Genomic DNA, 26,221 nt, shown 5'->3' with positions numbered 1-26,221 from the left:
TGACACCGGCCTGGGCATAATCGAGCACGGTATAGCCCAGCATCTGCGAGGCCGTCGGATAGGTCCCCGCCGCCACCATCGCCTTCAGCGCCGTCATCGCCGCATCACCGCCGCCGCCGGCAACCGGCACGTCCTTCCAGGCAAAGCCTTCCTTCGAAAGATCCTCCTTCAGGACGTTCAAAGCAGCCGCCTCGCCGCCTGACGTCCACCAGTGAAGCATCTGAACTTCCTTTACGTCGGCAGCACGTGCGGACACGCCGGCGCCGGCTACAGCCAGTGCGATCACGGCAGTCGTTGTCAGAAACTTACGCATCAAAGAACCTCCCAGTTCAGTTTGGAAGATGCGGAACCATTCCCGCATCCGATCACCCGCCCTCCTCAGGCGTAGTTTCATTGCCGGCCAAGCCGGCCTTAAGTTCTCGGCATCCACCAGTTGGTGCGCTTGCCGATATGCATGTTCAGCGTCTTGGTCTCCGTGTAGTCCTCGACCGCATGGCGGCCGAGCTCGCGGCCGAGGCCGCTCTGCTTGTAGCCGCCGAAGGGCAGCTCCGAGGCGCCGTCCATGAAGGTGTTCATCCAGACTGTGCCCGCCCGCACCGACCGGCCGATGGTCAGGCAGGTATCGAAATCGCGGCTCCAGACACCGGCCGAAAGGCCGTAATCGATGGAATTCGCGATCCTGATGGCTTCGGCAGTCGTTTCGAATGTCAGGACAGACAGGACCGGGCCAAAGACTTCCTCGCGCGCCACCGCCATGTCAGGCGTGACCGCTTCGAGGATCGTCGGCGACATGAACTGCCCCATGCCGAGGTCGAGTCTCTCGCCGCCATGCGCGATCTTCGCACCGCTGCTTCTCGCGCCGGTGACATATCCCGATATCTTCTCCAGATGCTGCGGCGTGATGATTGCGCCGACCTGCGTCTGGGGATCGAGGGGGTCGCCGACCTTCACATTCTTCGACAGTTCGGCAATCCGTTTGACGACATCGGAAGCGATCGATTTGTGCAGGATCAGCCGCGAGCCGGCATTGCAACACTCGCCGGCGTTGAAATATGCGCCGAAGACGGCGGCATCGATGAAGGCGTCGAGATCGGCATCGGGGAATACGATCTGCGGGTTCTTGCCGCCCAGTTCCAGCGAGACCTTCTTCAGCGTCTGCGCGGCATTCGACATGGTCAACTTGCCGACGCCGGTCGAGCCGGTGAAGGACACCATATCGACGTCCGGATGGGACGTCATGACCGCACCGACCTCAGGTCCCGTACCGGTGACAATGTTGACCACGCCATCCGGAATGCCTGCTTCCTGCAGGATTTCCCCGAGCACGAGCGTCGATCCCGATGTCAGTTCCGAGGGCTTGACGACTGTCGTGCAGCCTGCGGCCAAGGCGAATGGCAGCTTCTGGCCGACGATCAGGAACGGGAAATTCCAGGGCGTGATAATCGATACTACGCCAATCGCTTCGCGCAGGACGACGCCGAGCGTGCCGTCGCCGAGCGTGTTGTAGCTTTCACCGTGGAGATCGCGGGCAAGGGCGGCCGCATAGCGCCATATGTCGACGGAGCCGGCAATTTCACCCCGCACCTGCGTGATCGGCTTTCCGGCCTCGATGGCATCGAGGAATGCGAGCTCTTCGGCGCGGGCCGCGATCAGATCGGCAGCCTTCAGAAGTATGGCGGAACGTTCGGAGGCGGTCATTCGGGGCCACGGCCCGAGATCGAAGGCCTTGCGCGCGGCGGCGATGGCACGCTCGGCATCCTTCTTGCTGCCGGTCGGGAAGCGGCTGACCACAACGCCATGGCTTGGCGCGATCCGCTCGATCGGATCGGCGGCGGCGGCCTCCCATTTGCCGTCGATGAGCATCTTGAAATCGCGCGCTTTATCATTGCTCAGCGCCGTCGGATTGACGAGGATCGTCATTACCATTCTCCCTTGAACTTTGCCGGGCGCTTCTCGCTGAACGACGCGACGCCCTCTTTCAGATCGCCGGTCTTGGCGGCGAGGATCGAGCCCAGGGCTTCGACCGCGGTTCCGTTGTCTTCGCCGTTTGCCGATGCGATCATCAGCTTGACGATCTCGATGGCGGCCGGACCTCTCGCGGCAATCCGCTCGGCATATTCCCTGGCGGCGGCAAGCGCATTTCCGGTTGGAACGACCGCATCGACGATACCGAGCAAACGCGCCTCTTCGGCAGTGAATATCTCGCCACCGAGCGCCATGCGCCGGACGACCTGCGCACCGAAGCGGCGTACGAGACGCTGGGTGCCGGACCAGCCAGGCACCATTCCGAGGCCGGTTTCCGGCAGGCCGATCTTGATCTGCTCTTCGGCAAGACGAATGTCGGCAACGCCCGCCAGCTCAAGCCCGCCTCCGAGGGCGTGGCCGTTCAAGGCCGCAATCAGCGGCACCCGGAGCGTCGCCAGTCTTTCGAAGATGCGATGGCCGTGCCGCACCCAGGCATGGCCGAACTCCTGCGGCAGCATTCCCCCCCAGGCCTTGATATCGCCTCCGGCGGAAAAGCCCTTCCCTTCGCCCGTGAGAATGGCAGCGCGAACATTCGGGTTCGCCTCCACGGCATCGGCCGCCTCCGCCAAGGCTTTCAACATATCGAGGTCGAGCGCGTTCAGCTTCTCCGGGCGAGAAATCGTCAGCGTCGCAACGTGGCCTTCGATATCGACCTTAACCGTTCCGCTAGCCATTGAAGATGCCCTCCAAGGTCCGCGCCCTCCTTGCAGGAAGCGACAGGCCAATCTTGGCCTCGTGGAAGAGTGCAGTGTCCATGACCTTCAGGTCAGGGGCGACGATCAGCGGGAACTCGGACTGATCGAGGATGTGGGTCTGAAGATCGACGCCGGGCACAATCTCGGTGAGGACGATGCCGTCGGGCGTCAGCCTCATCACGCACCGCTCGGTGACATAGGTGATGTCCTGCCGCTGCTCGATCGCGCGCCTGCCGCTGAAGGTGACCTGCTCGACCTCGTTCACCAGCTTTTTCAGCTTGCCTTCCTTCTCGATGAGGAGAGTTCCATCGGCGATCGAAAGCTTTGCGCCAGCGTTGAACATGCCGGAGAAGACGATCTTCTTGGCCCGCGCTGTGATGTCGACGAAGCCTCCGGCGCCGGCCGTCACATGCGGCCGGAAAGAGAGCTTGGAAACGTTGACGGAACCGTCCCTGCCGATCTCGAGGAAGGACAAGAGCGACGCATCGAAGCCCGCGCCCTGGAAATAGGTGAACTGATAGGGAGACGGCATATAGGCGTCGGCGTTGGAGGCGCAGCCGAAGGCGAAGTCGAGCAGCGGCACGCCGCCGACCGCCCCCTGCTCGATCACCCAGGTGACGGCGCCGTGAAGCCCTTCCTCCAGCAGAATGCGCGGCACGTTGGCCGAGATTCCAAAGCCCAGATTGACGCAGCTTCCGGCCTCGAGTTCCTGTGCGACGCGGCGCGCAATGACCTTCTGGACATTGAATTCCGGAACGCTGAAGCTGTCGAGCGGGCGGAATATCTCTCCTGAGATCGCGGGATCGTAGCTCGTCTGGGTCGTCTGCTTCTGATCCGGATCGACGATGACATAGTCGACCAGCATTCCCGGCACCCGGACGTCATGCGGCTTCAGCGAACCTTCCTTGGTGATCCGCTTGACCTGCGCGATGACGATGCCGCCATTGTTGCGGGCGGCGAGCGCCTGGTCGAGACCACCGAGATAGGCGCCTTCATGCTCATAGGTGAGATTGCCGCGCTCGTCGGCTGTCGTGGCGCGGATGATGGCGACCTGCGGGACGATCGAAGGGAAGAACAGCCAGTCGTCGCCCTCGAAGCTGACGCGCTTGACCACCGGATCCTCCGAAGCGAGAGCGTTCATCGCGCAGCCCTGCCGGCGGGGATCGACGAAGGTGTCGATGCCGACCTTGGTCAGCACGCCCGGCCGTTTGGCGGCGGCTTCGCGATGGATGTCGAACAGAATGCCGGAGGGAATGTTGTAGGCCGGAATCTCGTTGTTGGTGATCATCTGCCAGATCAGCGGCGGCTCGGAGGATGACGGACCCGAGGGATAGGAACCGCCGACGATACGCTTGAGCAGTCCCTTTTTGGCGATGTAGTCGACGCCCTTGATGCCGCTCATGTCGCCGGCCGCAATCGGATGAAGAGTGGTGATGCCTCGCGGATGACCGGTCGCATCGAACCGTTCGCCGATCGCCTTCAGCATGAGATCAGGGCAGCCGAGACCGCTCGAGGATGATACCGTTACGACAGCGCCATCCGGGATCAGTGCCGCCGCTTCGGCTGGCGTGAGATGCTTCTTCATGTGCGTCACTCAGAACCCTGTTTCAATTCACGCTCTGCCGGCCCTCGCCGGCGCGGCTTTGCCGGCTCCGCAACTCTCGCGGACCACCAGTCGAACGGCTGTCGTTACCGTCTCGGCTTCCGCCTTGCCGGCATTGATCTGCTTGAGGAGCATCTGTGCGCCACGGCGCCCAATGCCCTGCGGATCGACCGAGACCGTCGTCAGCGCGGGAACCGCCGCCTGAGCCTCGATGACGTCGTCGAAGCCGACGACGGCGAAGTCAGCGCCCGGCTCCAGACGGCGCGCACGCAACCCGTCGCAAACACCGAAGGCGACGGCATCGTTGAAGCAGACGGCCGCAGTGGGCCGACGCCCAAGAGCGATTGCTTTTCCGATCGCCTCCACCCCGCCGGCCCGCGAGGGGGCGGACGAGATGACGAGGTCCTCGTCATAGCCGAGCCCCGCCGCCTCGATTCCGTTGCGGTAACCGGCAAGGCGGTCGTCGAACACAGCCGTGTCGGGAAAGCCGCCGAGAAAAGCAATACGCTTGTGGCCGAGCCCTACAAGGTGCTCGACGGCGGCCATCATGCCGGCCCTATTGTCGGAGACGATGGACGAGACCTTGGCGCCGGGCAGGTTTCGCACGACCACCACGACAGGAATGCCTGCCGCCACCAGCGGCTTGAAATCCGCGGCGTCGGTGGCACGCGCCGGCGAGACGATCAGGCCGGAAATGCCATGCTCGCGCATCGATGCGACAACCTCGCGCTGCCTGTCGATGCTCTCACCGGTGTTCGACAGGAACTGCACGAAACCGGCCGACTGAACGACCATATCGACGCCCACTGCCAGCTCCGCAAAGAAGCTGTTCGTCAGGTCGTTGACGACGACGCCGATGATCCTCGACTTGGCGCCGGCCTGCCGGAGATTGGCTGCGCCGCGATTGTAGACATAGCCGAGTTCCCGCATGACGGCATTGACCTTGGAACGCGTTCCCTCGTTGACGAGGGACGAGCCCTGAAGCACCAGCGACACCGTCGATTTGGAAACGCCGGCGGCCTTCGCAATGTCGATTACGGTCACCCGCGCCTTTATCACTTTATCCTCCCGACTGCCGCCAACTTGCTCCTCATTTATTTGGAACGTTCCAATATTGTCAAGAAAAATTTGCAGATCCGGCTTACACAGCATGTTTCACGGTCAATTTTCAGAATTTCCGTCGCCGCGGCTATTGGAACGTTCTAAAAAAGATGCAGCTTTCCGGCTCGGATGAGTTGCGGCTAGAAGCATCCATCATCAATGAATCGCGATGCGCTCCGACACCAATCGTCAGAAAGTCGTCGCTGCCTTGAAAATCTCCGCCAGGCGCTCGATGCCCTCCTGATCATCCCTATCGAAACGGGATGGGACCGGACTGTCGAGATCGATGACGCCGATGATGTCGCTGCCGCTTCTGATCGGAACGACAAGCTCGGAGCGGGAGGCCGCGTCGCAGGCGATGTGGCCAGGGAAAGCGTGAACGTCCTCGACCAGGATCGACGCGCCTTGCGCGATCGCCGTCCCGCAAACCCCGCGGCCTACGGCAATACGCACGCAGGCGGGCTTGCCCTGGAAGGGGCCAAGCACGAGTTCGTCGCCTTTCAGGAAATAGAAGCCGGCCCAATTGATATCCGGCATCGTCTGGAACATCAGCGCCGAGGTGTTGGCGGCGTTCGCGATCATGTCGGGCTCGCCTGAAAGCAAGCCCTCCAAATGCTGGGCAAGCTGACGATAGAGTTCAGCCTTACTGCCAGCCTCGATCACCGCCGTCTGGAACATCACCTTGTTTCCGTGAAAAGCTGAACCGCTCTAGACGCCTGATATAGGCAGGCGCGCCGCCTTTGCCAATCAGCCTAAAACAATTGAACAACGACAACGAAAGACTGCGGTTGCGGATTAAATGCACCCTACTCCTTCGGCTTGTCCGCAAAGTGCCGGATCGCAAATTCGGCGATGTTCTGGTTCGCCCGATCGGCATCGTCGAGCAGCGAGGGAAACAGCTGCCACTGATGGGGCATGCCCGGCCAAACCTCGGTGGTGACATCCACGCCCGCCTGGCGCGCCTTGTCGGCAAGCCGCAGCGTGTCATCCAGCAGGACTTCGCCGGAACCGACCTGCAGCAACAGCGGCGGAAAACCTTTCATGTCGGCATAGAGCGGCGAGATCTGCGGATCCATCGGCGACCGGCTGCCGAGATAGGCTTTGCGCAAGCTCTCGAACCATGCCTTGTCGACCAGCGGATCGCTTTCCGCATTCGATACCGCCGATCCCCCTGTTGCGGCAAGATCGGTGATCGGGCTGAGCGCCACGACGGCCGCCGGCAGCGGCTTTGCCGCCTGCATCTGCCGCAGCACCGTCTCGATCGCGATATTGCCGCCGGCGCCGTCTCCTGCCACGATGACGTTTCCGCTGTCATAGCCGTTGTCGAGCAGCCAGCGATAGGCCGTCAGCGCGTCGTTGATCTGCGCGGGATAGGTATATTCCGGCATCAGCCGATAATCGATGAGAAGAACGTCGCTCGATGCGGCCTTGGCAAGCGAGCCGGCAAGCAGGCTGTGCGTGCGGATGGAGCCGCTGGAGAAGCCGCCGCCATGGATATAGAGAATGACCCTTTCGCCGATCGGGTGATGAAGACGGGCGGGCCACATCAGTTCGGCATCGACGCCGTCGGCATCGACCTGCCGAAGCTGGATTCGCGTCGGCCCCGGCGTCGTCTCCATCAGGGTCCTGAAGGCCGTCCGTCTCTCCTGCAGGCTGTCGGCGCCGGCAAAGCGATCCTTCCAGAGGCCCACGAGTTTTTCGACCTGCTCGCGCGAGGCCTGGCTTTGCGGTCCCATGTCCTGTGCGACCGCCGCCGATGCCAGCATCATCACCGCGGCGAGGGCCGGAAACAGACGTCCCCATCGCTGTGGGTTTTTTCGATCAGCAACTGGCAAAATCCGACCGTTCATCAACCTCTCCCGACGGTGCTGGCCATGGCGGCATCTTTGGCCGGTTCGTCGACCGGAGTCAAAAGGAAGACGGGCGCGAACCGCAAGCTTTTTCGTTCCGCACGCATCGCCGCGATGGCCGCCCGGAAATGCGGCTGCCTCAGGCGGCGCGTCAAAAAAAATGAACAATGCCTGCCGGCACGGCTTGCCATTTGCCGCGCTTCCGTCGGAAATGGTTTCCGTGCCCGGCCGCCCTCCCCGCCGGCGCGTCGTCTCGCCCGTGAGTGAAGGATACCGATGACCACCATCTATCTTGCCGGCCCGGAAGTCTTTCTTCCGGACGCCATGCCCATCATGGCCGAAAAACGCCGCCTGGCGCGCCAGTTCGGCTTCGAGCCGACCGGTCCCGGCAGCGACGAAAACCAGACGCCGGTGAAGCGGACGGCCGCGGAGATCTACGCGCGCAACGACGACGCCATGCGCCGCGCCGAAATCTGCCTTGCCAACATCACTCCCTTTCGAGGCGTCAGCGCCGATCCGGGTACGGTCTACGAGATCGGCTTCATGATAGCGCTGGGAAAAGCGGTTTTTGCCTATAGCAATCATCCCGACGACTATGGCCTGCGTGTCCGCTCGATCTGGTATGCGGGACGCGAGATCGATGAGACGAGCGGGCGGCCGCGCGGACCGGATGGCATCGCGATCGAAAATCACGGCATGGCGGACAATTTGATGATCGACGGAGGGATCGAGGCGACGGGAGGCAAGGTGTTTCGAGCGGCCACGCTCCCCACGGACCCTGCCCGCGACCTGACGGTTTATTTCAAGGCGCTTCAGACGATTGCCGAGATGTGTGCCGACGGCCGCCCGCCACCAGCTACTCCGCCCGTATAGCGTCGATGACCGCCCTGCCGACATGTGGCGGCGGCTTGGCAAGGCCGACGCCATCATGTGAGTGTCGAGAAGGAACTGGCCGTTTGGCGGGAGCTTGCCCTCTCAACGAATTTTGCAAGCGATGCAACGGCTGCAGGCTGAAGAGCGAGTGCCGCCGCCACATCCCTAGTTTCGCGGATATGGCGGCGGTGCGATCATGAGCGGCAAAAACTGGCGGTAGAAGTCCGGCCGCCCTGCCTATTTTCCGACCTGCTCGGCCCAGTTCGGCGCCTTGCCGCCGCCATCGAGGAAGGTCATCGCCATATTCGCCATGAGGGGCGAGGCGAAGGTCTCGTAATGGGTGAGATCGGGCAGGATCGCCAGGCGGTTCTTCGACATGTTTTCCCGCATCCAACCGGCATCGCGCAGACCGCCGCCGAGCTTGTGGTAGAAGTCGATCATATGCTCGGGCCGGATCATGTCGGCATCGCCGTACATCAGCATGACGGGCATGGTGAGCTTCGCGACGGCATCGCTGTAGTCGATGGGCTCGCGCATCAGCGCCCCCATGGCATCGAGCAGTTTCGGAAACTCGGACACATCAGGCGCCACCGCCTTGTAGGAGAGGAACATCGGCGTGTCCTTCATCATCTCGGCCATGCCGGCGCCGACCGCCGCCTGCTGCGGCAGCATCTCCGGGAAGAAGCCGTTCTGCGCATAGGGCGCCGAAAGTATCACCAGCCGGCGCACCTGGTCCGGCGCATTCGCAGCCATATGGAGGGCCACGCCGCCGCCGAAGGAATAGCCGAAGACATCCAGCTTCTCGTAGCCGAGCTGCTTCACAAGGACCGCCATATCGGCGCCGATCGCCGGAAGAGAGATCGGGCGATTGCCGAGAGGCGTGCGGCCATGGCCCTGCAGATCGACGGCGATTACCTGACGATGATCCGTGAAGACCGGCATGACGGGCGTAAACATCTCGATCTGCCCGAGGCCGCCATGAAGCAGCAGCAGCGGTTCGCCCTCGCCGCGGATCTCGTAATAATAATCGATACCGTTGACCGGCACTCTTCCCTTTCTGACGATCGGCGCGACGGTCTTGTCATCCTCGATAACAGGCGTAGCGCCGCCAGCGGCTGACATATCCGGTGCAGCCAGGAATGCGGCAGCCGTTGCGATCATCGAAATCAGTGTCATCTTCGACATGTCCTTGCTCCATGTTTGCATCGATACCGCAAGGACGGCGGCGATCATCCCTTTCCGACACCGCGCGCCGAAATTTCTGCCGCCCGCCTTTATGCCATTCCTATATTTTCGCCCCTCGCCCCGAATGGATTTCCTATCGCAGCCGGCAGTAGACTCTCGTCATAACTGCAAAGGTCAAACGCCATGCGAAATATCATGTCCTCCGCCTTCCAGCCTCTTCGCCCACACAGGATCACGCGCGGCAACAGGCAGATGCGCGAGAAGCTCACCGCCTGGGCACTAATCGCCTTCAGCGTCATGCTCGCCTGCGTCGAACTTTACATCGTTTACTCGGCGCTCTGAGCCCTCTATGCGCGATTCCCACACGGCGGGAGAAGGCAGGCATAGGCTGAAAAGCCTATTTCCAACTTTTCGTTAACCGGCATGCTGGTAAAATCTCGCCGTAAAGATTTCAGACGCCGCGAGACCGATGCCGAAACCGAATTTCCGCTTCACCCACTACGATCTCAAGGAACAGCGCGCCGGAACGATCGTCGAGGTGTCGTTGAATGCGGTAAACAATGTTCGTCTGATGACGGCGCCGAATTTCCAGCGCTTCACCGAGGTTCTCGACTTCAAATATATCGGCGGCGTGGCGCGGAAATCACCGGTCAAGCTTGCCATACCCGAAAGTGGCCACTGGCATATCGTCGTCGACATGGAAGGCCATCACGGACTTGCGGAATCCGCCGTCAAGGTGATCGCCGCGCCGGTCAATCAGAAGACGCCGCGCCCCTCCTGAGCTTTGCAGCACCGCGCATCTTTTCAACGCGCGAGGGCGAGTGCAGAACGCACTCGGAAAAACCGTGTCACAAGGCACCCAATCGTGCTGATCTTGATCACGATCAATGAATCGGGCCGAGACCTCGGTCACAATTCTCCGATCGCGAGGCTTGCCCCGTGCCGTCAGCTGCCCATACATGCTCTGATGGCGGAGCAAGGAGCAGCAGACGATAATCTCCATTACCTGGGGCGGTCCATGGCTTCGAACCCGATCGATCGTGTCACCGATATCATCGATCCCGGCGATGCACTCGGCGAAGTTCTTTTCGGATTGATCATGGCGCTGACTTTGACCGTGGGTTCGAGGCTTGTTCTCGAAGAAGAAGGGTTGGATGCCCACGAATTGATCGTCGCAACAATCGGATGCAACGTCGCCTGGGGGATCATTGACGCCGTATTATTCGTTCTGGGGACGACGTTTTACAAAAGCAGGCGGCTGCGCCTTTTTCGGCAAATCAAAGCCGCCGGAAGCGAGACTGCGGCGCTCAAGATGCTCGCGAAAGAATTCCCGATCGACGAGGCACCGTTTTCTGCAAAGGCTGCCGATGCAGACGCGCTCTATCGATCACTGCTGACGCTCGCACGCAGGGCCGATCCTGTGAAGGCGTCCCTCTCGAAAGCTGATCTCTTTGCCGCAATCGCGGTCTTCTTTCTCGTCTCGGTTACGTCCATTCCGGCCGTGACCCCTTTCCTTCTCATCGACAGCGCGCACATAGCTCTGAGGGTCAGCAACCTGGTTCTCATCATGCTGCTGTTCGTGTCGGGTTATGCGTGGGCGAAATTTTCGGGAGGCAGGCCTTTTTATGCAGGGATGACGATGACCTGTCTCGGATTGCTTCTGGTCGCCATAGCGGTCGCTCTCGGCGGTTGAGCCCCGCCCACGCGTCAGCGGGGATTTCGCTCTTTTCGTAGTTTTGCCCACCATTCCAGCCGCTTGCGGATATCCCGCTCGAAGCCGCGCTCCGGCGGATCGTAAAAGGTCTGTCGGCCCATCTTCTCCGGAAAATAATCCTGGCCTGAAAAAGCATCCGGCTCGTCGTGATCGTAGCGATAGCCCTCGCCGTAACCCTCGCCCTTCATCAATTTCGTCGGCGCATTGAGAATATGCTTCGGCGGCAGCAGCGAGCCGTTCTGCTTTGCGGCCTGGCTTGCAGCCTTGAAGGCCGTGTAGACGGCATTCGATTTCGGTGCGGTGGCGAGATAGACGCAGGCCTGGGCGAGCGCCAGTTCGCCTTCCGGCGAGCCGAGGTACTCGTAGGCATCCTTGGCGGCGTTGCAGATCACCAGCGCCTGCGGGTCGGCAAGGCCGATATCCTCCACCGCCATGCGCACCAGCCGCCGGCCGAGATAGAGCGGATCTTCGCCGGCATCGAACATGCGGGCGAGATAATAGAGAGCGGCATCCGGGTCCGAACCGCGGACGGATTTATGCAGCGCCGAAATCAGATTGTAGTGACCGTCCTGCGCCTTGTCATAGACCGGTGCGCGCCTCTGGACGATGCGTGTCAACCCTTCGGTGTCGAAGGTCTCGCCCTCGCGCGCCGCGCGCCAGACCTCTTCGGCGAGCGTCAGCACGGCGCGGCCGTCACCATCGGCCATGCGGATCAGGCTGGCGCGGGCCTCTTCCGTCAGCGGCAGCGGCTTCTGCTCGATCGCTTCGGCGCGCTTCAGCAGCTCCTTGAGGCTCTCCTCGTCATGCGACTTGAAGGTCAGCACCCGGGCGCGCGACAGCAGAGCGGCGTTGAGCTCGAAGGACGGATTTTCGGTGGTGGCGCCGACGAGGATGACGGTGCCATCCTCCATGACAGGCAGGAAACTGTCCTGCTGGGCGCGGTTGAAACGATGGATCTCGTCGACGAACAACAGCGTCTGACGGCCGTCCATGCGGCGCAGGCGGGCGGCCTCGAACACCTTCTTGAGGTCGGCAACACCGGAAAAGATCGCCGATATCTGCTCAAAGGACAGCCCAGCCTCGCCTGACAACAGCCGGGCCACCGTCGTCTTGCCGGTGCCGGGCGGCCCCCAAAAGATCATCGAGCCGAGCGAACCGCTTTCGATCATGCGCTTCAGCACGCCGTCCTCACCGGTCAGATGTTCCTGGCCGGTGACATCGGCGAGCGTCTTCGGCCGCAGCCTGTCGGCAAGCGGCCGCCTGGCGGCGACCTCCTCCGGAATACGCGGCGCGAAGAGATCATTGCTCATCGGAAGAACTGCCGGATCCGCTGGCCGTCGCGCTCGATCTCCACCCGCCAGAGGCCGGGGTCGCTATCGGCGATCTCGGACAGCTCGCTGGTCGATTTCACTTCCGTGCCGTTGATCGAGACGATGATATCCTTGGGCTCGAAGCCGAGACGGGCCGCCGGCGAATCCTCTTTGACATCAGAAACGACGACGCCGGCCGATTCCGACGGCATGCGCAACTCGTCGGCGACACGCGGCGACAGGTTCTCGACGACGGCGCCGGTAAACGGCGTGTGGCCGCCAATCGTGCGCTGGTCGCGCGGCGAGGTTTCCGGCGCACGGGCAAGCGCCAGCGACAGCTGCTGCTCGCGACCGTTCTCGATGACGGTAAGATTGACCGACTGGCCGAGGCCGGCCGTCGTCAGGCGATACAGCAATGCATCGGGATGTTCGACCGAGATGCCGTTGACGGCGGTGACGATTTCGCCCGCCTTGAGCCCGGCTTTCGCCGCCGGCCCGCCATCGGAGACCTTGATCACCAGCGCACCGCGGGCCTTGTTTAGCCCGAGAGCTTCAGCAACTTCCGACGTCACGGCATCGAAACTCGCGCCGACATAGGGCCGCTCGAAGGATTTGACGCCGGCATCGGCGGAAGCGAGAAACACTTTGACCAGATTGGCGGGGATGGCGAAGCCGATGCCGTTCGAGCCGCCGCCGCGCGAGAAGATCGCGGTGTTGATGCCGATCAGTTCGCCCTTCATGTTCATCAGCGCGCCGCCGGAATTGCCGGGATTGATCGACGCGTCGGTCTGGATGAAGAAGCCGAACTCGTTCTTGACCACCTGGTTACGGGCAAGCGCCGAAACGATACCACTCGTCACCGTCTGGCCGACACCGAAGGGATTGCCGATGGCCAGGACGAGATCGCCGACTTCGACGGTGTCGGAATTGGCGATCGGCAGTGTCGGAAAGCTCTCCTTGCTATCGATCTTCAGCACGGCGAGATCGACACGATCATCGCGCAACACCACCTTGCAGGGGAATTCGCGCCCATCCGACAGCGCCACCTTGATGTCGTCGGCGCCTTCTATGACGTGATTGTTGGTCACCACGGTGCCGTTCGCCTCGACGATCACGCCGGAACCGAGCGAAGACTGCTTCTCGGAGCGGTTCGGCATCTGCTGGCCGAAAAACTGCTCGAAGAAGGGATCGCCGGCAAAGGGCGACTGTCGTTGGACGATCTTTTCCGCATAGACATTGACGACGGCGCCCGACGTCTGTTTGACGAGCGGCGCGAAGGAGAGCTGCATCTGCATCTGGCTCTCCGGCACGGTCTTCGCCGTCTGCGCATGAACGGCAGCCGGCAGAACGAGCATGAGTGCGAACAGCGAGACGGAAGCGCGCTTGAACAGGCCTTGCATGGGTATCCCTTTTGAATCCTCTTGAGCAACGTTGTAGCGTCCGACGCTAGAAAGGAAAGAGGGCGGAAGCATGGAAGAATAAGGCAAGGGAATGTCTTGAAGCCATTGTGAATTCGATTCAGGAAAATCGGCCATGCAACTGATATCAAAAGCCAAAATCTGGACGAAGTCACTGAAGCGTGACATCGTTGCGCTGTGGCTTGCAGCCCGAGACCGCCGTGTGCCCTGGTATGCGAAAGCGGTGGCCGGCGCCGTTGCGGCCTATGCGCTATCACCCGTCGATCTGATCCCCGATTTCATTCCCGTGCTCGGCTATCTCGACGATCTCCTGATCGTTCCGCTCGGCATCCTGCTGGCGACACGCCTCGTTCCCGCCGACGTCATGCGCGAACTACGGGAGGAAGCCGCAAGACGCATCGAGCGCCCCTCCGGCCGAGCCGGACTGATCTTCATCCTTGCCGTCTGGCTCACCTGCATCATCTTCCTGGCTCTGGCACTGCGCAAGCTGGCCTGAACGACGGCAACAGGGACATATGAATGATGACGACAAGAGCGATGACGGCGGCCTTTGGTTTGGCAATCCTGATTTCTGCATCTGACATGGCCGCGGCGGCCAGCTTCGATTGCGATCAGAAGGAATTGAAGCCGGACGAAAAGGCAATCTGCGACAACCGCGCGCTCAATGATGCCGACGTCAGGATGGCAACCACCTTCGAGCTGCTCTCCGGCCTGCTGGCCATGGGCTCACGCGGAACATTGCAGGACGAGCAAACGGCTTGGCTAAAGAAGCGGCAGGAATGCGGAGCGGATGCCGCCTGCCTGAAGGCCACCTATGACGAGCGTATGAAACAGCTCGGCGAAACCTATAAAAACATCAACCGGCCGCTTTGAAAGCGACCGGTTGGCAAAGCAGCTGACTCTTAATCAGCGGGTCGTAGTTCGAGACTACTCAGCGGGCGTTCAGATCGCGCACGGCACCGCGGTCGGCGCTGGTTGCGAAGGCGGCATAGGCCTTCAGCGCGGTCGTGACATTGCGCTTGCGGACTTCCGTGGGCTGCCAGCCCTTGCCGTCCTGCTCGGCGCGGCGAGCAGCGAGTTCGGCTTCGTCGACTCGCAGGCTGATCGTGCGGTTCGGGATATCGATATCGATCATGTCGCCTTCGCGCACCAGGCCGATCGTGCCGCCGTTGGCCGCTTCCGGCGAGACGTGGCCGATCGAGAGGCCGGAGGTGCCGCCGGAGAAACGGCCATCGGTGATGAGAGCGCAAGCCTTGCCGAGGCCCTTCGACTTCAGATAGCTCGTCGGATACAGCATTTCCTGCATGCCCGGGCCGCCCTTCGGGCCTTCGTAGCGGATGACGACGACGTCGCCTGATTTGATCTCATTGGCGAGGATCGCCTTGACCGACGCGTCCTGGCTTTCGAAGACGCGGGCGGGGCCGGAGAATTTCAGGATCGATTCATCGACGCCGGCCGTCTTGACGATGCATCCGTCGATCGCAAGGTTGCCCTTGAGCACGGCAAGGCCGCCGTCCTTGGAGAAGGGATGCTCGACCGAACGGATGACGCCGTTCTGGCGATCCGTGTCGAGCTCATCCCAGCGGGCCTCCTGGCTGAAGGCGACCTGGGTTGGGATGCCACCGGGGGCGGCGCGATAAAAGTTGCGGACAGTGTCGCTGCTGGTGCGGGTGATGTCCCAGCGATCGATCGCATCGCCAAGCGTCTCGGCGTGGACGGTCGGGCAATCGCGGTTCAGCAGGCCGCCTTTGTCGAGTTCGCCCAGGATCGACATGATGCCGCCGGCGCGATGGACGTCTTCCATATGCACATCGCTCTTGGCGGGCGCGACCTTCGACAGGCATGGCACACGGCGCGACAGCGCGTCGATATCGGTCATGGTGAAATCGACCTCGCCTTCATGGGCGGCGGCAAGGATGTGCAGGACGGTATTGGTGGAACCGCCCATGGCGATATCGAGCGCCATGGCATTCTCGAAGGCCTGCTTTGAGGCGATGGTGCGCGGCAGCGCCTTGACGTCGTCCTGCTCGTAATAACGGCGGGCGAGATCGACGATCAGGTGGCCCGCCTCGACGAACAGGCGCTTGCGGTCCGCATGGGTGGCGAGCGTCGAGCCGTTGCCGGGCAGCGACAGGCCGAGCGCTTCGGTCAGGCAGTTCATGGAGTTCGCGGTAAACATGCCGGAGCACGAACCGCAGGTCGGACAGGCCGAGCGCTCGATGACCTTGACGTCTTCATCGGAGATCTTGTCGTCGGCTGCGGCGACCATGGCGTCGACGAGATCGAGGGCATGTGTCTTGCCGTGCAGCACGACCTTGCCGGCCTCCATCGGGCCGCCCGAGACGAAAACCGTGGGGATGTTGAGACGCAGCGACGCCATCAGCATGCCGGGGGTGATCTTGTCGCAGTTGGAGATGCAGACCATGGCATCGGCGCAATGGGCATTGACCATGTATTCGACGCTGTCGGCGATGAGCTCGCGCGAGGGCAGCGAATAGAGCATGCCGTCATGGCCCATGGCGATGCCGTCGTCGACGGCTATCGTGTTAAATTCCTTGGCGACGCCGCCGGCAGCCTCGATTTCGCGGGCGACGAGCTGGCCGAGATCCTTCAGGTGCACGTGGCCGGGCACGAACTGGGTGAAGGAATTCACCACGGCGATGATCGGCTTGCCGAAATCCGAATCCTTCATGCCCGTGGCGCGCCAAAGGCCGCGCGCGCCCGCCATGTTGCGGCCGTGGGTCGTGGTTCTGGAACGGTAAGCTGGCATCGGTATCGTCCTCGACGTGTCGGAAATATCAGGCGAAGCGGGCAGCTTTGGAGCTTGCGGCCAGGCGATCGCTGCTGTTTGGAATTGTCCTAATCCAATCGACGGGGGCTGTCACTACCGGGAAGGCCAAATCCGGTACGCCACCGGAGGAAGAGATACGACGCGCATCGATCATATACGGTTCGACGAGACGTTTTGTTACAGCCTATTCCATCACAGGCGTACACAAAAAATTGGCTTCCCGTCGATGGTATTCAAGGCATAGAGATTGATCCGAACATGCGGGCGCTTCGTTTAAGGACTATAGTCGGAAAGCCGCCCAGGAGGTTTTGACATGCCGACTTATCGCCCACCGAAGATCGCTTCATCGGAAATCACGCCGCGCCAGGTCTATATGCGCCGCCGCGAATTCCTGGGTGCTGCAACGCTTGGCGCCATGGCGCTCTACGGCGCAGGCAAGGCGAGCGCGGCAGCACTTTCCGCCGTCGAGAGCAAGTACAAGGTCGATGAGAAAGCGACGCCGCTCAAGGACGTGACGACCTACAACAATTTCTATGAATTCGGCCTCGACAAGGGCGATCCCGCCGCTCTTTCCGGCGATTTCAAACCGTTGCCCTGGACGGTCAAGATCGACGGCATGGTCAACAAGCCTGGCACCTTCGACGTCGAGGCGCTGATGAAGGAATTCCCGATCGAGGAACGCACCTATCGGATGCGCTGCGTCGAGGCCTGGTCGATGGTCATTCCGTGGGACGGCTTTCCGCTGGCATCGCTGCTCGACAAGGTGGAGCCGCTCGGCAGCGCCAAATATGTCGCCTTCGAAACCGTCGTGCGGCCGGAGGAAATGCCAGGGCAGAAGGGTTTCTTCCAGTCGCTCGACTGGCCCTATGTCGAGGGCCTTCGCCTGGACGAGGCGCGCCATCCGCTGACGCTGCTTGCCGTCGGGCTCTATGGCGAAACCCTGCCGAACCAGAACGGCGCGCCGATCCGCCTCGTCGTGCCATGGAAGTACGGCTTCAAGGGCATCAAATCGATCGTCAGGATCACGCTCACCGACCAGCAGCCGAAGAACACCTGGCAGGTGACCAACCCGCAGGAATACGGCTTTTACGCCAACGTCAACCCGGCCGTCGACCATCCGCGCTGGAGCCAGGCCACCGAACGGCGCATCGGCGAAAGCGGCTTCTTCGGCGCCAGCCGCCACCCCACCCTGCCCTTCAACGGCTATGCCGATGAGGTGGCGAGCCTCTATGCCGGCATGGATCTGAAGGCGAATTTCTGATGGCGGAACTCTCGCTCGCCATCCCCAAGCGCTGGCAGCCCGCCTCCGTCTGGCTGCTGTATGTCGTGGGGCTCGTGCCGGCTGCCTGGACCTTTTACCTCGGCGCGACCGATCAGCTCGGCGCCGATCCGGTCAAGACCTTCGAGCTATTCCTCGGCATCTGGACGATCCGTTTCCTGATACTGACGCTGGCCGTCTCCCCTGCCCGCGAGCTTTTCGGCTGGAACTATCTGCGCTATCGCCGCGCGCTCGGCCTGTTGACCTTCTACTACGCGCTGATGCATTTCACCGTCTACATGGTGCTCGACCAGGCAATGGATATCCAGGCCGTCATCAACGACGTGCTGAAGCGCCCCTTCATCATGTTCGGCATGGCGGGGCTCGCAATGCTCGCGCCGCTGGCTGCGACATCCAACAATTTCTCCATCCGCCGCCTCGGCAAGAACTGGACCTGGCTGCATCGCCTGGTCTACATCATCGCCGCCTGCGGGGCGCTGCACTTCGCGCTGTCGACCAAGATCCTCGATCTCGAACAATATATCTATGTCGGACTGATCGTTGCGCTCATCCTCTACCGTTCCTACCGGCCGATTGCCCGCAGCCGGAAGAAGAGCCAGGGGCGGCTACGTGGCCGCGCCGTGGAATCATCAGCTTCGTGATGATCCACGCCGCGAAGGCGATGATTGGCGATGCGCAGGGTCAAAGGCAAAGGCCACCGCTATGCCGATGGCGTATGCCAAGATATTCCAGAGCGAGAATACTCGCCCAAGCAGCAAGGCTCCGGCAGTCGTTAATCGAAATGCATCGAGCCAGGGTGTGTGGTAGAGCCGGAAAAATTCAACGCAGATGGCGACAGCCAGCGCCAGGGCAGCGATTCCTGCGGACGGCATTCTTGCTGTGCGAGATGTAACGGCAAGTGCCAGCAGGAAATAGACCATGGCTCCCCAAAGCAGCGACCCGCCATATTTAACGACGAGGGAGGGCAGATCGGCTGCATAGCCGAAGCGTCTGAGCGTCAAACCGGAAACGATAATGAGCAGCAGGACTGCGAAACGCCGGACTTGCGTGCACCCGGGCAGATTTACAAAGGCGCCTCTCACGTTCCGACTGCCTGGTCGTTGATCGTTGCCTCGATATTGTAGCCATCGGGATCAAGCACGAAGCAGGCGTAATAATCGGGAGCATATTCCGGGCGTGGGCCGGGGCCACCGTTATCCCTGGCGCCGGCATCGAGTGCGGCGTGATGAAAGGCATCGACCTCCGCCTTGCTGCGCGCCCTAAAGGCGACGTGAATGCGGGTCAAAGGCGGCGGACTTTCCGCCTGCTGGATCTCGAACAGGCAGCCATTGCCGATATCGAAGGCCCAGAAGACATTCTCCTTACCGAAAGCAAGCCTGTAACCCAATGGTAGAAACGCTTTTTCGTAGAAGAGCTTGCTCTTCGACAAATCACTTACCGCGACGGTCATGTGGTCGATCATGGGGCTGCTCACTCTTCAAAAGGCGGGCATAAATAAAAAGCCGGGCGCAAGGCCCGGCTTTCTTGTTTTCCGAAACCGGAAAATCTTAGGCAGCGACGGCCTGCTCTTCGGCAGCCACGCGGGCCTTGTCGGCTGCGCCCTTGGCGTAGGTGTCGCGATCAACGAATTCGATCACGGCCAAAGCGGCATTGTCGCCCTGGCGGAAGCCGGCCTTCATGATGCGCAGGTAGCCGCCGTTGCGGGTGGCGTAGCGCGTTGCGATCGTGTCGAACAGCTTCGAAACGACAGCGGCATCACGGATCTGCGAGATCGCCTGACGGCGAGCGTGCAGGTCGCCGCGCTTGCCGAGCGTGACGAGCTTCTCGACGATCGGGCGGATTTCCTTGGCCTTCGGCAGGGTCGTGACGATCTGCTCGTGGGTGATGAGCGAAGCCGCCATGTTGGCGAACATCGCCTTGCGGTGGCTTGCAGTTCTATTCAGCTTGCGGCCGGCTTTACCATGGCGCATTGCTATTCTCCTTTAATGCAGGTGCCCTTACGCTAAGTGGGCCTGCCGTTTCCTGGCACATGCAGGCGATCGGCCTGCTGTTTGACGGGGAAAGGCAGCCGAAAGAGCCTGCCTTTTGTTATGTTCTTGCGATCGGCGTGCGGGCGGAAAACCGCTTTACACTTTTCCTCACGCCGCTCAGTACTGGTCTTCGTAACGCTTGGCGAGATCTTCGATGTTCTCGGGCGGCCATGCCGGCACTTCCATGCCGAGGTGCAGGCCCATGGAAGCGAGAACTTCCTTGATTTCGTTCAGCGACTTGCGACCAAAATTCGGTGTGCGGAGCATTTCTGCTTCGGTCTTCTGAATGAGGTCGCCGATGTAGACGATGTTGTCGTTCTTCAGGCAGTTTGCCGAACGGACCGACAGTTCGAGTTCGTCCACCTTCTTGAGGAGAGCCGGGTTGAAAGCGAGTTCGGTGACTGCTTCCTCTTCGGTTTCCTTCTGCGGCTCGTCGAAGTTGACGAAGACGCCAAGCTGATCCTGGAGGATGCGCGCCGCGAAAGCGACGGCGTCTTCGCCGGTGATCGAGCCATCGGTTTCGATGGTCATGTTCAGCTTGTCGTAGTCGAGAACCTGTCCTTCGCGGGTGTTTTCAACCTTGTAGGACACCTTCTTGACCGGCGAATAGAGGCTGTCGACCGGGATGAGACCGATCGGAGCATCTTCCGCACGATTGCGCTCGGCCGGAACGTAGCCCTTGCCGTTGTTGACGGTGAACTCCATGCGGATTTCGGCGCCCTCGTCGAGCGTGCAGATGACATGCTCGGGGTTGAGGATTTCGATATCGCCGACCGTCTGGATGTCGCCAGCCGTGACAACGCCCGGGCCCTGCTTGCGCACGACCATGCGTTTTGCGTCGTCGCCATCCATCTTGATGGCGATTTCCTTGATGTTGAGCACGATGTCCGTCACGTCCTCGCGAACGCCCGGAATCGAGGAGAATTCATGCAGCACGCCGTCGATCTGCACCGCCGTGACGGCAGCGCCGCGCAGCGAGGAGAGCAGAACGCGACGCAACGCGTTGCCGAGGGTGAGGCCGAAGCCGCGCTCCAGCGGTTCGGCAACGAGCGTCGCCCTGGTGCGCGAGCTCGAGGAGAACTCCACCTTGTTCGGCTTGATCAGTTCCTGCCAGTTCTTCTGAATCATGAGTTTGCCTTCCGTTCGTTGCCACCATCCAATCGTGGCAACCGAGCTTGAAAACCACCGGGAGCGCGAAGGCGCTCACCGGTGACGAGAGCGATGATCAGACGCGGCGCTTCTTGCGCGGACGGCAGCCATTGTGCGGGATCGGGGTCACGTCGCGGATGGACGTGATCATGAAACCGGCAGCCTGGAGCGCGCGCAGAGCCGATTCACGGCCCGAACCCGGACCGCAGACTTCGACTTCCAGCGACTTCATGCCGTGTTCCTGGGCCTTCTTGGCGCAGTCTTCGGCAGCGATCTGGGCAGCGAAAGGGGTCGACTTGCGCGAGCCCTTGAAGCCCTTGGCGCCAGCCGACGACCAGGCAATCGCATTGCCCTGCGCATCAGTGATGGTGATCATCGTGTTGTTGAAGGTCGAGTTGACGTGAGCGACACCCGACGAGATATTCTTGCGCTCGCGACGGCGAACGCGGACGGCTTCCTTAGCCATGGTATTCCTTTCGTTGATCTCTTCACCGCCGTAATGCCAGCGGCTACACCGGAACGGCGCCTATACGGCCCCGCTCCAAACTCAAAAGAGGCCGGCGCGGACCGCCAGCCTCCCCACTCCGGTTTCCCGGAAATTACTTCTTCTTGCCAGCGATTGCCTTTGCCGGACCTTTGCGGGTGCGGGCATTGGTGTGCGTGCGCTGACCGCGGACCGGAAGGCCGCGGCGATGACGCAGGCCGCGGTAGCAGCCGAGGTCCATCAGGCGCTTGATGTTCATCGCGGTTTCGCGACGAAGATCACCCTCGACCTGATAGTCGCGGTCGATGGCTTCGCGGATCTGAAGGACTTCAGCGTCCGTCAGCTGATGCACACGACGTTCAGCCGGAATACCGACCTTCTCGACGATTTCCTGTGCGAATTTCGGACCGATCCCGTGAATGTAGGTCAGCGCGATGACAACGCGCTTTGCAGTCGGGATGTTGACGCCAGCGATACGTGCCACGCCTGTTCTCCTTGCATTCCAGTTGCCATCCGGCAAGTGGGCTTCGTTATGCGGTCCTTGAGAACCGCCCGTTCAAATTTAGGTCCGCAACATGTCAACACGACCGAACCCGGACTTCCCTGGGAAATCCGCGCCGATCGCATGGAATGTCGCGAGTTGGCGCGGTGTTTAGCGGAATCACTGCTGAAAAGCAACCGTTCCGCCAAGTTTTATTTTCAAAGCCTTAAAGCTTGGAAAGAATGCCTTCGACCTCGGCGGTCACCTGATCGATCTCCGCCATGCCGTCGACGGACTTGAGCTTGCCCTTGGCATGGTAGTAGCCGATCAGCGGTGAGGTCTCCTTGTAATAGACCTGCAGCCGGGCCGTCATGGTCTCCGGAGTGTCGTCCGGGCGGCGCTTGAAGTGGGTGGAACCGCACTTGTCGCACACACCTTCATTGGCCGGAACCTTGTCGGTGTCATGATAGACGCTGCCGCACTGTGCGCAGGAATAGCGGCCGGCAACACGACGGACCAGTTCGGCATCATCGACACGGAATTCGATGACGACGGAGAGACCGAGACCCTTCGCCCTCAGCATCGCCTCGGTGGCGTCCGCCTGGACGAGCGTCCTGGGGAAGCCGTCGAGAATGAAACCGTTGGCGCAATCGGGCTGATCGATTCGCTCGGAGACGATGGCGATGACGATCTCGTCCGAGACCAGCTTGCCGGCGTCCATCACCGCTTTGGCGCGCTTGCCGACTTCGGTACCGGCGTTCACCGCCGCACGCAGCATATCACCCGTGGAAAGCTGCGGAATGCCGTGCTTTTCCACGATCCGCTGGGCCTGGGTTCCCTTACCCGCGCCCGGCGGCCCCAAAAGGATAAGTCTCATCGCCCCCTCTTTCCTCCACGCAACTTCGATTTCTTGATCAGGCCTTCGTATTGCTGCGCGATCAGGTGACCCTGGATCTGTGCAACCGTATCAAGAGTTACGCTAACCACGATCAAAAGCGAAGTCCCACCAAGGGATAATGGAATGCCGGTTTGCGACACCAGAATCTCCGGAAGGATGCAGACGAAGACCAGATAGATCGCGCCGATGACCGTGATGCGGGTCAGCACGTAGTCGATATATTCGGCGGTGCGTTCACCCGGACGGATACCGGGGATAAAGCCGCCATGCTTCTTCAGATTGTCGGCCGTGTCCTTCGGATTGAAGACGATGGCCGTATAGAAGAAGGCGAAGAAGGCGATCAGCGCCGCATACAGCACCATGTAGAGCGGCTGGCCATGGCCGAGGGCGGCAACGATCGACGTCGCCCAGGCGGGCATAGCCGTGGTGTTGGCAAAGCCTGCGACCGTCGCCGGCAGAAGCAGCAGCGAGGAGGCAAAGATCGCCGGAATCACGCCAGAGGTGTTCAGCTTCAGCGGCAGGTGCGAGGTATCGCCCTGGAACATGCGGTTGCCGACCTGACGCTTCGGATACTGGATCAGCAACCGGCGCTGGGCTCGCTCCACGAAGACGATGACACCGATGACGCCGATCGCGACGATGATGACGAGCAGGATGAGAGTGGTCGACAGCGCGCCGGTGCGGCCGAGTTCGAGAGTACCGGCAAGAGCGCTCGGAAGACCGGCTGCGATACCGGCGAAGATGATCAGCGAAATACCGTTGCCGATGCCGCGCGAGGTGATCTGCTCGCCGAGCCACATCAGGAACATCGTGCCGCCGAGCAGCGTCAGAACGGTGGAAACACGGAAGAACCAGCCCGGATCGACGACGAGGCCCTGGCCGCTCTCGAGACCGGCGGCGATGCCGTAGGCCTGAAGCGCGCCGAGAATGACGGTGCCGTAGCGGGTGTACTGGTTGATGATCTTGCGGCCCTGCTCGCCTTCCTTCTTCAGGTTTTCGAGCGCCGGCACGACCGAGGTCATGAGCTGCACGATGATCGAAGCGGAGATGTAGGGCATGATGCCGAGCGCGAAAATCGCCATGCGCTGAACGGCGCCGCCCGAGAACATGTTGAAAAGGCCGAGAATGCCGCCTGCCTGGCCGCGGAAAGCCTGGGCATAGGCTTCGGGATTGAGACCCGGAAGCGGAATATGGGTGCCGAGCCTATAGACGAGGAGAGCTGCCAGTGTGAACCACAGGCGCTTCTTCAGATCCTCGGCTTTGGCAAAGGTCGAAAAATTGAGGTTGGATGCCAATTGTTCCGCTGCAGAAGCCATGCGTTTCTCCGCGCTACCAATTCCGGCGTCTCTGGGGGATAGCCGGCCCCGGAATCAGTATGAAATTATTCAAAACCGGGCTTGGAACGGATTGCAGCGCAACCCCATGCCTCACCCTTGTTTCCAGTCTTACCGGCATGACGCGGGCGCGCCAGCCAAGTTTTTGTGAGGCCCACATATGGGAGCAAAATCGCCCGGTGTGAAGCACCCCGGGCGACATATCATCAGATTATTATTATTCGGCTGCTGCAGGAGCCGAAAGCAGCGTTATCTTGCCGCCGGCCTTTTCGATCTTCTCGACGGCCGACTTGGAAGCGCCTGCAACTTCGAGCGTGATCTTGGCCTTGAGCTCGCCGTCGGCGAGAACGCGAACGCCGTCCTTGGCGCGACGGATGACGCCGGCGGCCTTGAGGGCAGCTGCGTCAACGGTCGCCTTCACGTCCAGCTTGCCGGCATCGACGGCAGCCTGGATACGGGCCAGCGATACGACGACGTAGTCGGCTGCGAAGATGTTGTTGAAGCCGCGCTTCGGCAGACGACGATAGATCGGCATCTGGCCGCCTTCGAAGCCGTTGATGGCGACGCCGGAACGGGACTTCTGACCCTTGACACCGCGACCACCGGTCTTGCCCGAGCCCGAACCGATACCGCGGCCGAGGCGCTTGCGGCTGTGGGTCGAACCTTCGTTGTCCTTGATTTCATTGAGTTTCATGAGCGTTTCCTCCGTCTCACTTCTCGTCGACGATGCGAACGAGATGCTGGACAGCACGGATCATGCCACGAACCGAAGGAGTGTCCTCCAGCGTGCGGCGACGGTGCATCTTGTTCAATCCGAGACCGATCAGCGTGCGCTGCTGGACGTCCGGACGGCGAATCGGGCTGCCGACCTGTTCGATCGTAACAGTCTTCGCTTCAGCCTTCTTGGTAGCCTTGGCCATTGGTCAGCTCCTCTTATTCTTCAGAGGCGTTGCCGGAGGCGCTACGACGAGCCTGCAGCGTTGCATACTTGATGCCGCGCTGAGCTGCGATGTCCTTCGGGTGAACCTGGTGCTTCAGAGCGTCGAAGGTGGCGCGAACCATGTTGTAAGGGTTCGACGAACCGGTCGACTTGGCGACGACGTCGTGCATGCCGAGCGTTTCGAAAACGGCGCGCATCGGACCGCCGGCGATGATGCCGGTACCGACCTTGGCCGAGCGCAGCAGAACCTTGCCGGCGCCATGGCGGCCATGGACGTCGTGGTGCAGCGTACGGCCGTCACGCAGCGGTACGAAGATCAGCTCGCGCTTTGCGGCTTCGGTAGCCTTGCGGATGGCCTCCGGCACTTCACGCGCCTTGCCATGGCCGAAGCCGACGCGGCCCTTCTGGTCGCCGACGACGACGAGTGCTGCGAAACCAAAACGACGGCCGCCCTTGACGACCTTGGCGACGCGGTTGATCGCGACAAGCTTGTCGACGAATTCGCTATCGCGCTCTTCACGGCTCTGGCGGTCTTCCCGCTGCGGCCTTCTTTCCTGTGCCATTGTCCTCTTCCTTTTTCTTTTCCGGGTGCAATCGGCAAACGAATGTGGACCGCATGAGCCTCCCCTTCTTTAGAGAAGTACCCGCGGTCCGGCGAAAATCCGGCCGGCGCAAGAGCGTCCGGCCGGAAACTGATCAGAAGGTGAGACCGCCTTCGCGGGCCGCTTCGGCGAGAGCCTTGATGCGGCCGTGATAAATGAAGGCGCCACGGTCGAACACGACTTCGGTAACACCGGCCTTGGAGGCGCGCTCGGCGACGAGCTTACCTACGACGGCGGCGGCGGCGGTATCGGCACCGGTCTTCAGAGAACCGCGCAGATCCTTCTCAAGGGTGGAGGCAGACGCAAGCGTCTTGCCGGCCACATCATCGATGATCTGAGCGTAGATGTTCTTCGAGGAGCGATGAACCGACAGGCGCGGACGGCCATTGGCCACCGACTTGAGATGACGGCGCACGCGGTTGGCACGACGTGCAAGTGCTTCTTTCCTGCTAGCCATTT

General features: G+C 61.4%; 31 protein-coding genes, 1 tRNA gene and 2 pseudogenes. 11 read left to right on the top strand and 23 right to left on the bottom strand.

The features are described from left to right. From ATY78_RS28045 to ATY78_RS28015, 7 genes and pseudogenes are all read right to left on the bottom strand, one after another. Window positions 1-313, bottom strand: a pseudogene (locus tag ATY78_RS28045) (sugar ABC transporter substrate-binding protein); the annotation flags it as partial. A 98-nt stretch (window positions 314-411) separates the two neighbouring features. After that, window positions 412-1,920, bottom strand: a complete 1,509-nt coding sequence (locus ATY78_RS28040; RefSeq protein ID WP_088685515.1) for an aldehyde dehydrogenase family protein — start codon at window positions 1,918-1,920, stop codon at window positions 412-414. Continuing rightward, window positions 1,920-2,699, bottom strand: a complete 780-nt coding sequence (locus ATY78_RS28035; RefSeq protein ID WP_088685514.1) for an enoyl-CoA hydratase/isomerase family protein — start codon at window positions 2,697-2,699, stop codon at window positions 1,920-1,922. The genes ATY78_RS28040 and ATY78_RS28035 overlap by 1 nt, the downstream gene beginning before the upstream one ends. Next, on the bottom strand, window positions 2,692-4,305 hold the full coding sequence (locus ATY78_RS28030) for an acyl CoA:acetate/3-ketoacid CoA transferase (RefSeq protein WP_088685513.1): 1,614 nt from the start codon (window positions 4,303-4,305) through the stop codon (window positions 2,692-2,694). The genes ATY78_RS28035 and ATY78_RS28030 overlap by 8 nt, the downstream gene beginning before the upstream one ends. A gap of 27 nt (window positions 4,306-4,332) precedes the next feature. Further along, a complete protein-coding gene (locus tag ATY78_RS28025) occupies window positions 4,333-5,382 on the bottom strand; it encodes a LacI family DNA-binding transcriptional regulator (protein ID WP_088685512.1) in 1,050 nt (349 codons plus the stop codon). A gap of 231 nt (window positions 5,383-5,613) precedes the next feature. Beyond that, window positions 5,614-6,102 (bottom strand): GAF domain-containing protein, encoded by a 489-nt coding sequence (locus ATY78_RS28020; RefSeq protein WP_088685511.1) that lies wholly within the window; start codon window positions 6,100-6,102, stop codon window positions 5,614-5,616. A 128-nt stretch (window positions 6,103-6,230) separates the two neighbouring features. Further along, complete coding sequence (locus ATY78_RS28015) at window positions 6,231-7,274, bottom strand: alpha/beta hydrolase (RefSeq protein ID WP_088685510.1); 1,044 nt, start codon at window positions 7,272-7,274, stop codon at window positions 6,231-6,233. On the opposite strand from ATY78_RS28015, the gene ATY78_RS28700 reads away from it, so the two are divergent. The 3 genes and pseudogenes from ATY78_RS28700 to ATY78_RS29065 form a co-directional block, all read left to right on the top strand. Next, the gene (locus tag ATY78_RS28700) at window positions 7,232-7,438 is read left to right on the top strand and encodes a hypothetical protein (protein WP_190237546.1); all 207 of its coding nucleotides are present in this window, start codon (window positions 7,232-7,234) and stop codon (window positions 7,436-7,438) included. The two genes, ATY78_RS28015 and ATY78_RS28700, sit on opposite strands and share 43 nt — an antisense overlap. A 112-nt stretch (window positions 7,439-7,550) precedes the next feature. After that, window positions 7,551-8,147 (top strand): nucleoside 2-deoxyribosyltransferase, encoded by a 597-nt coding sequence (locus ATY78_RS28005; protein WP_088685508.1) that lies wholly within the window; start codon window positions 7,551-7,553, stop codon window positions 8,145-8,147. A gap of 54 nt (window positions 8,148-8,201) precedes the next feature. Further along, a pseudogene (locus tag ATY78_RS29065) lies at window positions 8,202-8,288 on the top strand (dehydrogenase); the annotation flags it as partial. A gap of 96 nt (window positions 8,289-8,384) precedes the next feature. Here ATY78_RS29065 and ATY78_RS28000 read toward each other — a convergent pair. Beyond that, complete coding sequence (locus ATY78_RS28000) at window positions 8,385-9,380, bottom strand: alpha/beta fold hydrolase (protein ID WP_190237544.1); 996 nt, start codon at window positions 9,378-9,380, stop codon at window positions 8,385-8,387. Window positions 9,381-9,515: 135 nt separating this feature from the next. Here ATY78_RS28000 and ATY78_RS28695 point away from each other — a divergent pair, with 135 nt between their 5' ends. The 3 genes from ATY78_RS28695 to ATY78_RS27990 all read left to right on the top strand — a co-directional run bounded on the left by ATY78_RS28695 (window position 9,516) and on the right by ATY78_RS27990 (window position 11,025). After that, on the top strand, window positions 9,516-9,674 hold the full coding sequence (locus ATY78_RS28695; protein WP_190237543.1) for a hypothetical protein: 159 nt from the start codon (window positions 9,516-9,518) through the stop codon (window positions 9,672-9,674). A gap of 127 nt (window positions 9,675-9,801) precedes the next feature. Continuing rightward, window positions 9,802-10,113, top strand: a complete 312-nt coding sequence (locus ATY78_RS27995; RefSeq protein WP_088685507.1) for a DUF1883 domain-containing protein — start codon at window positions 9,802-9,804, stop codon at window positions 10,111-10,113. 237 nt (window positions 10,114-10,350) lie between these two features. Beyond that, on the top strand, window positions 10,351-11,025 hold the full coding sequence (locus ATY78_RS27990) for a VIT1/CCC1 transporter family protein (protein WP_088685531.1): 675 nt from the start codon (window positions 10,351-10,353) through the stop codon (window positions 11,023-11,025). Window positions 11,026-11,039: 14 nt separating this feature from the next. On the opposite strand, the gene ATY78_RS27985 is transcribed toward ATY78_RS27990, so the two are convergent. Both ATY78_RS27985 and ATY78_RS27980 read right to left on the bottom strand, forming a co-directional pair. Beyond that, window positions 11,040-12,356, bottom strand: coding sequence for a replication-associated recombination protein A (locus tag ATY78_RS27985; protein WP_088685506.1), 1,317 nt, complete (start codon window positions 12,354-12,356; stop codon window positions 11,040-11,042). Next, window positions 12,353-13,756, bottom strand: a complete 1,404-nt coding sequence (locus ATY78_RS27980) for a DegQ family serine endoprotease (RefSeq protein ID WP_088685505.1) — start codon at window positions 13,754-13,756, stop codon at window positions 12,353-12,355. Before ATY78_RS27980 ends, ATY78_RS27985 begins: the two co-directional genes overlap by 4 nt. A gap of 133 nt (window positions 13,757-13,889) precedes the next feature. Between ATY78_RS27980 and ATY78_RS27975 the strand changes: the two genes are divergently transcribed. The 3 genes from ATY78_RS27975 (at window position 13,890) to ATY78_RS28385 (ending at window position 14,715) form a co-directional block, all read left to right on the top strand. Continuing rightward, a complete protein-coding gene (locus ATY78_RS27975; RefSeq protein ID WP_088685504.1) occupies window positions 13,890-14,270 on the top strand; it encodes a DUF1232 domain-containing protein in 381 nt (126 codons plus the stop codon). A gap of 23 nt (window positions 14,271-14,293) precedes the next feature. Beyond that, window positions 14,294-14,647 carry a lysozyme inhibitor LprI family protein gene (locus tag ATY78_RS27970; RefSeq protein WP_088685503.1) on the top strand — a complete coding sequence of 118 codons (354 nt, stop codon included), beginning with the start codon at window positions 14,294-14,296 and terminating at the stop codon, window positions 14,645-14,647. Further along, window positions 14,637-14,715, top strand: a tRNA-Lys gene (locus ATY78_RS28385). The genes ATY78_RS27970 and ATY78_RS28385 overlap by 11 nt, the downstream gene beginning before the upstream one ends. Here the strand turns inward: ATY78_RS28385 and ilvD are convergent. Continuing rightward, window positions 14,706-16,544: a dihydroxy-acid dehydratase gene (ilvD, locus tag ATY78_RS27965; RefSeq protein WP_088685502.1), complete on the bottom strand. Its 1,839-nt coding sequence runs from the start codon at window positions 16,542-16,544 to the stop codon at window positions 14,706-14,708. The two genes, ATY78_RS28385 and ilvD, sit on opposite strands and share 10 nt — an antisense overlap. Before the next feature lie 334 nt (window positions 16,545-16,878). Between ilvD and msrP the strand changes: the two genes are divergently transcribed. Beyond that, entirely contained in the window at window positions 16,879-17,826 is a 948-nt protein-coding gene (msrP, locus tag ATY78_RS27960; protein WP_088685501.1) for a protein-methionine-sulfoxide reductase catalytic subunit MsrP, read from the top strand. After that, window positions 17,826-18,485 carry a protein-methionine-sulfoxide reductase heme-binding subunit MsrQ gene (gene msrQ / locus ATY78_RS27955; RefSeq protein ID WP_088685500.1) on the top strand — a complete coding sequence of 220 codons (660 nt, stop codon included), beginning with the start codon at window positions 17,826-17,828 and terminating at the stop codon, window positions 18,483-18,485. Before msrP ends, msrQ begins: the two co-directional genes overlap by 1 nt. Here the strand turns inward: msrQ and ATY78_RS27950 are convergent. The 12 genes from ATY78_RS27950 to rplR form a co-directional block, all read right to left on the bottom strand. Beyond that, window positions 18,474-18,926: a DUF2809 domain-containing protein gene (locus ATY78_RS27950; RefSeq protein ID WP_088685499.1), complete on the bottom strand. Its 453-nt coding sequence runs from the start codon at window positions 18,924-18,926 to the stop codon at window positions 18,474-18,476. The genes msrQ and ATY78_RS27950 overlap by 12 nt on opposite strands. Then, window positions 18,923-19,306: a VOC family protein gene (locus ATY78_RS27945; RefSeq protein WP_088685498.1), complete on the bottom strand. Its 384-nt coding sequence runs from the start codon at window positions 19,304-19,306 to the stop codon at window positions 18,923-18,925. Before ATY78_RS27945 ends, ATY78_RS27950 begins: the two co-directional genes overlap by 4 nt. An 85-nt stretch (window positions 19,307-19,391) precedes the next feature. After that, on the bottom strand, window positions 19,392-19,814 hold the full coding sequence (gene rplQ / locus ATY78_RS27940) for a 50S ribosomal protein L17 (RefSeq protein ID WP_088685497.1): 423 nt from the start codon (window positions 19,812-19,814) through the stop codon (window positions 19,392-19,394). A gap of 177 nt (window positions 19,815-19,991) precedes the next feature. Then, on the bottom strand, window positions 19,992-21,002 hold the full coding sequence (locus ATY78_RS27935; RefSeq protein ID WP_003547579.1) for a DNA-directed RNA polymerase subunit alpha: 1,011 nt from the start codon (window positions 21,000-21,002) through the stop codon (window positions 19,992-19,994). A gap of 97 nt (window positions 21,003-21,099) precedes the next feature. Next, window positions 21,100-21,489: a 30S ribosomal protein S11 gene (rpsK, locus tag ATY78_RS27930; RefSeq protein WP_003547577.1), complete on the bottom strand. Its 390-nt coding sequence runs from the start codon at window positions 21,487-21,489 to the stop codon at window positions 21,100-21,102. A gap of 133 nt (window positions 21,490-21,622) precedes the next feature. Then, a complete protein-coding gene (rpsM, locus tag ATY78_RS27925; protein WP_008521297.1) occupies window positions 21,623-21,991 on the bottom strand; it encodes a 30S ribosomal protein S13 in 369 nt (122 codons plus the stop codon). A gap of 223 nt (window positions 21,992-22,214) precedes the next feature. Beyond that, entirely contained in the window at window positions 22,215-22,865 is a 651-nt protein-coding gene (locus ATY78_RS27920; protein WP_088685496.1) for an adenylate kinase, read from the bottom strand. Beyond that, complete coding sequence (secY, locus tag ATY78_RS27915; protein ID WP_088685495.1) at window positions 22,862-24,202, bottom strand: preprotein translocase subunit SecY; 1,341 nt, start codon at window positions 24,200-24,202, stop codon at window positions 22,862-22,864. The genes ATY78_RS27920 and secY overlap by 4 nt, the downstream gene beginning before the upstream one ends. Before the next feature lie 235 nt (window positions 24,203-24,437). After that, window positions 24,438-24,914 (bottom strand): 50S ribosomal protein L15, encoded by a 477-nt coding sequence (gene rplO / locus ATY78_RS27910; protein WP_088685494.1) that lies wholly within the window; start codon window positions 24,912-24,914, stop codon window positions 24,438-24,440. Window positions 24,915-24,930: 16 nt separating this feature from the next. Further along, on the bottom strand, window positions 24,931-25,140 hold the full coding sequence (gene rpmD, locus ATY78_RS27905) for a 50S ribosomal protein L30 (RefSeq protein WP_088685493.1): 210 nt from the start codon (window positions 25,138-25,140) through the stop codon (window positions 24,931-24,933). A 13-nt stretch (window positions 25,141-25,153) separates the two neighbouring features. Then, window positions 25,154-25,723, bottom strand: coding sequence for a 30S ribosomal protein S5 (gene rpsE, locus ATY78_RS27900; RefSeq protein WP_003573784.1), 570 nt, complete (start codon window positions 25,721-25,723; stop codon window positions 25,154-25,156). 133 nt (window positions 25,724-25,856) lie between these two features. Then, complete coding sequence (rplR, locus tag ATY78_RS27895) at window positions 25,857-26,219, bottom strand: 50S ribosomal protein L18 (RefSeq protein ID WP_088685492.1); 363 nt, start codon at window positions 26,217-26,219, stop codon at window positions 25,857-25,859. Between the last annotated feature and the right edge of the window lie 2 nt (window positions 26,220-26,221).

It is taken from the genome of Rhizobium sp. R635 (assembly GCF_002211285.1).
Lineage (GTDB): Bacteria > Pseudomonadota > Alphaproteobacteria > Rhizobiales > Rhizobiaceae > Rhizobium.
The sequence above is the reverse complement of the archived record's forward strand: the minus strand, read 5'-3'. Positions and strand labels throughout refer to the sequence as shown.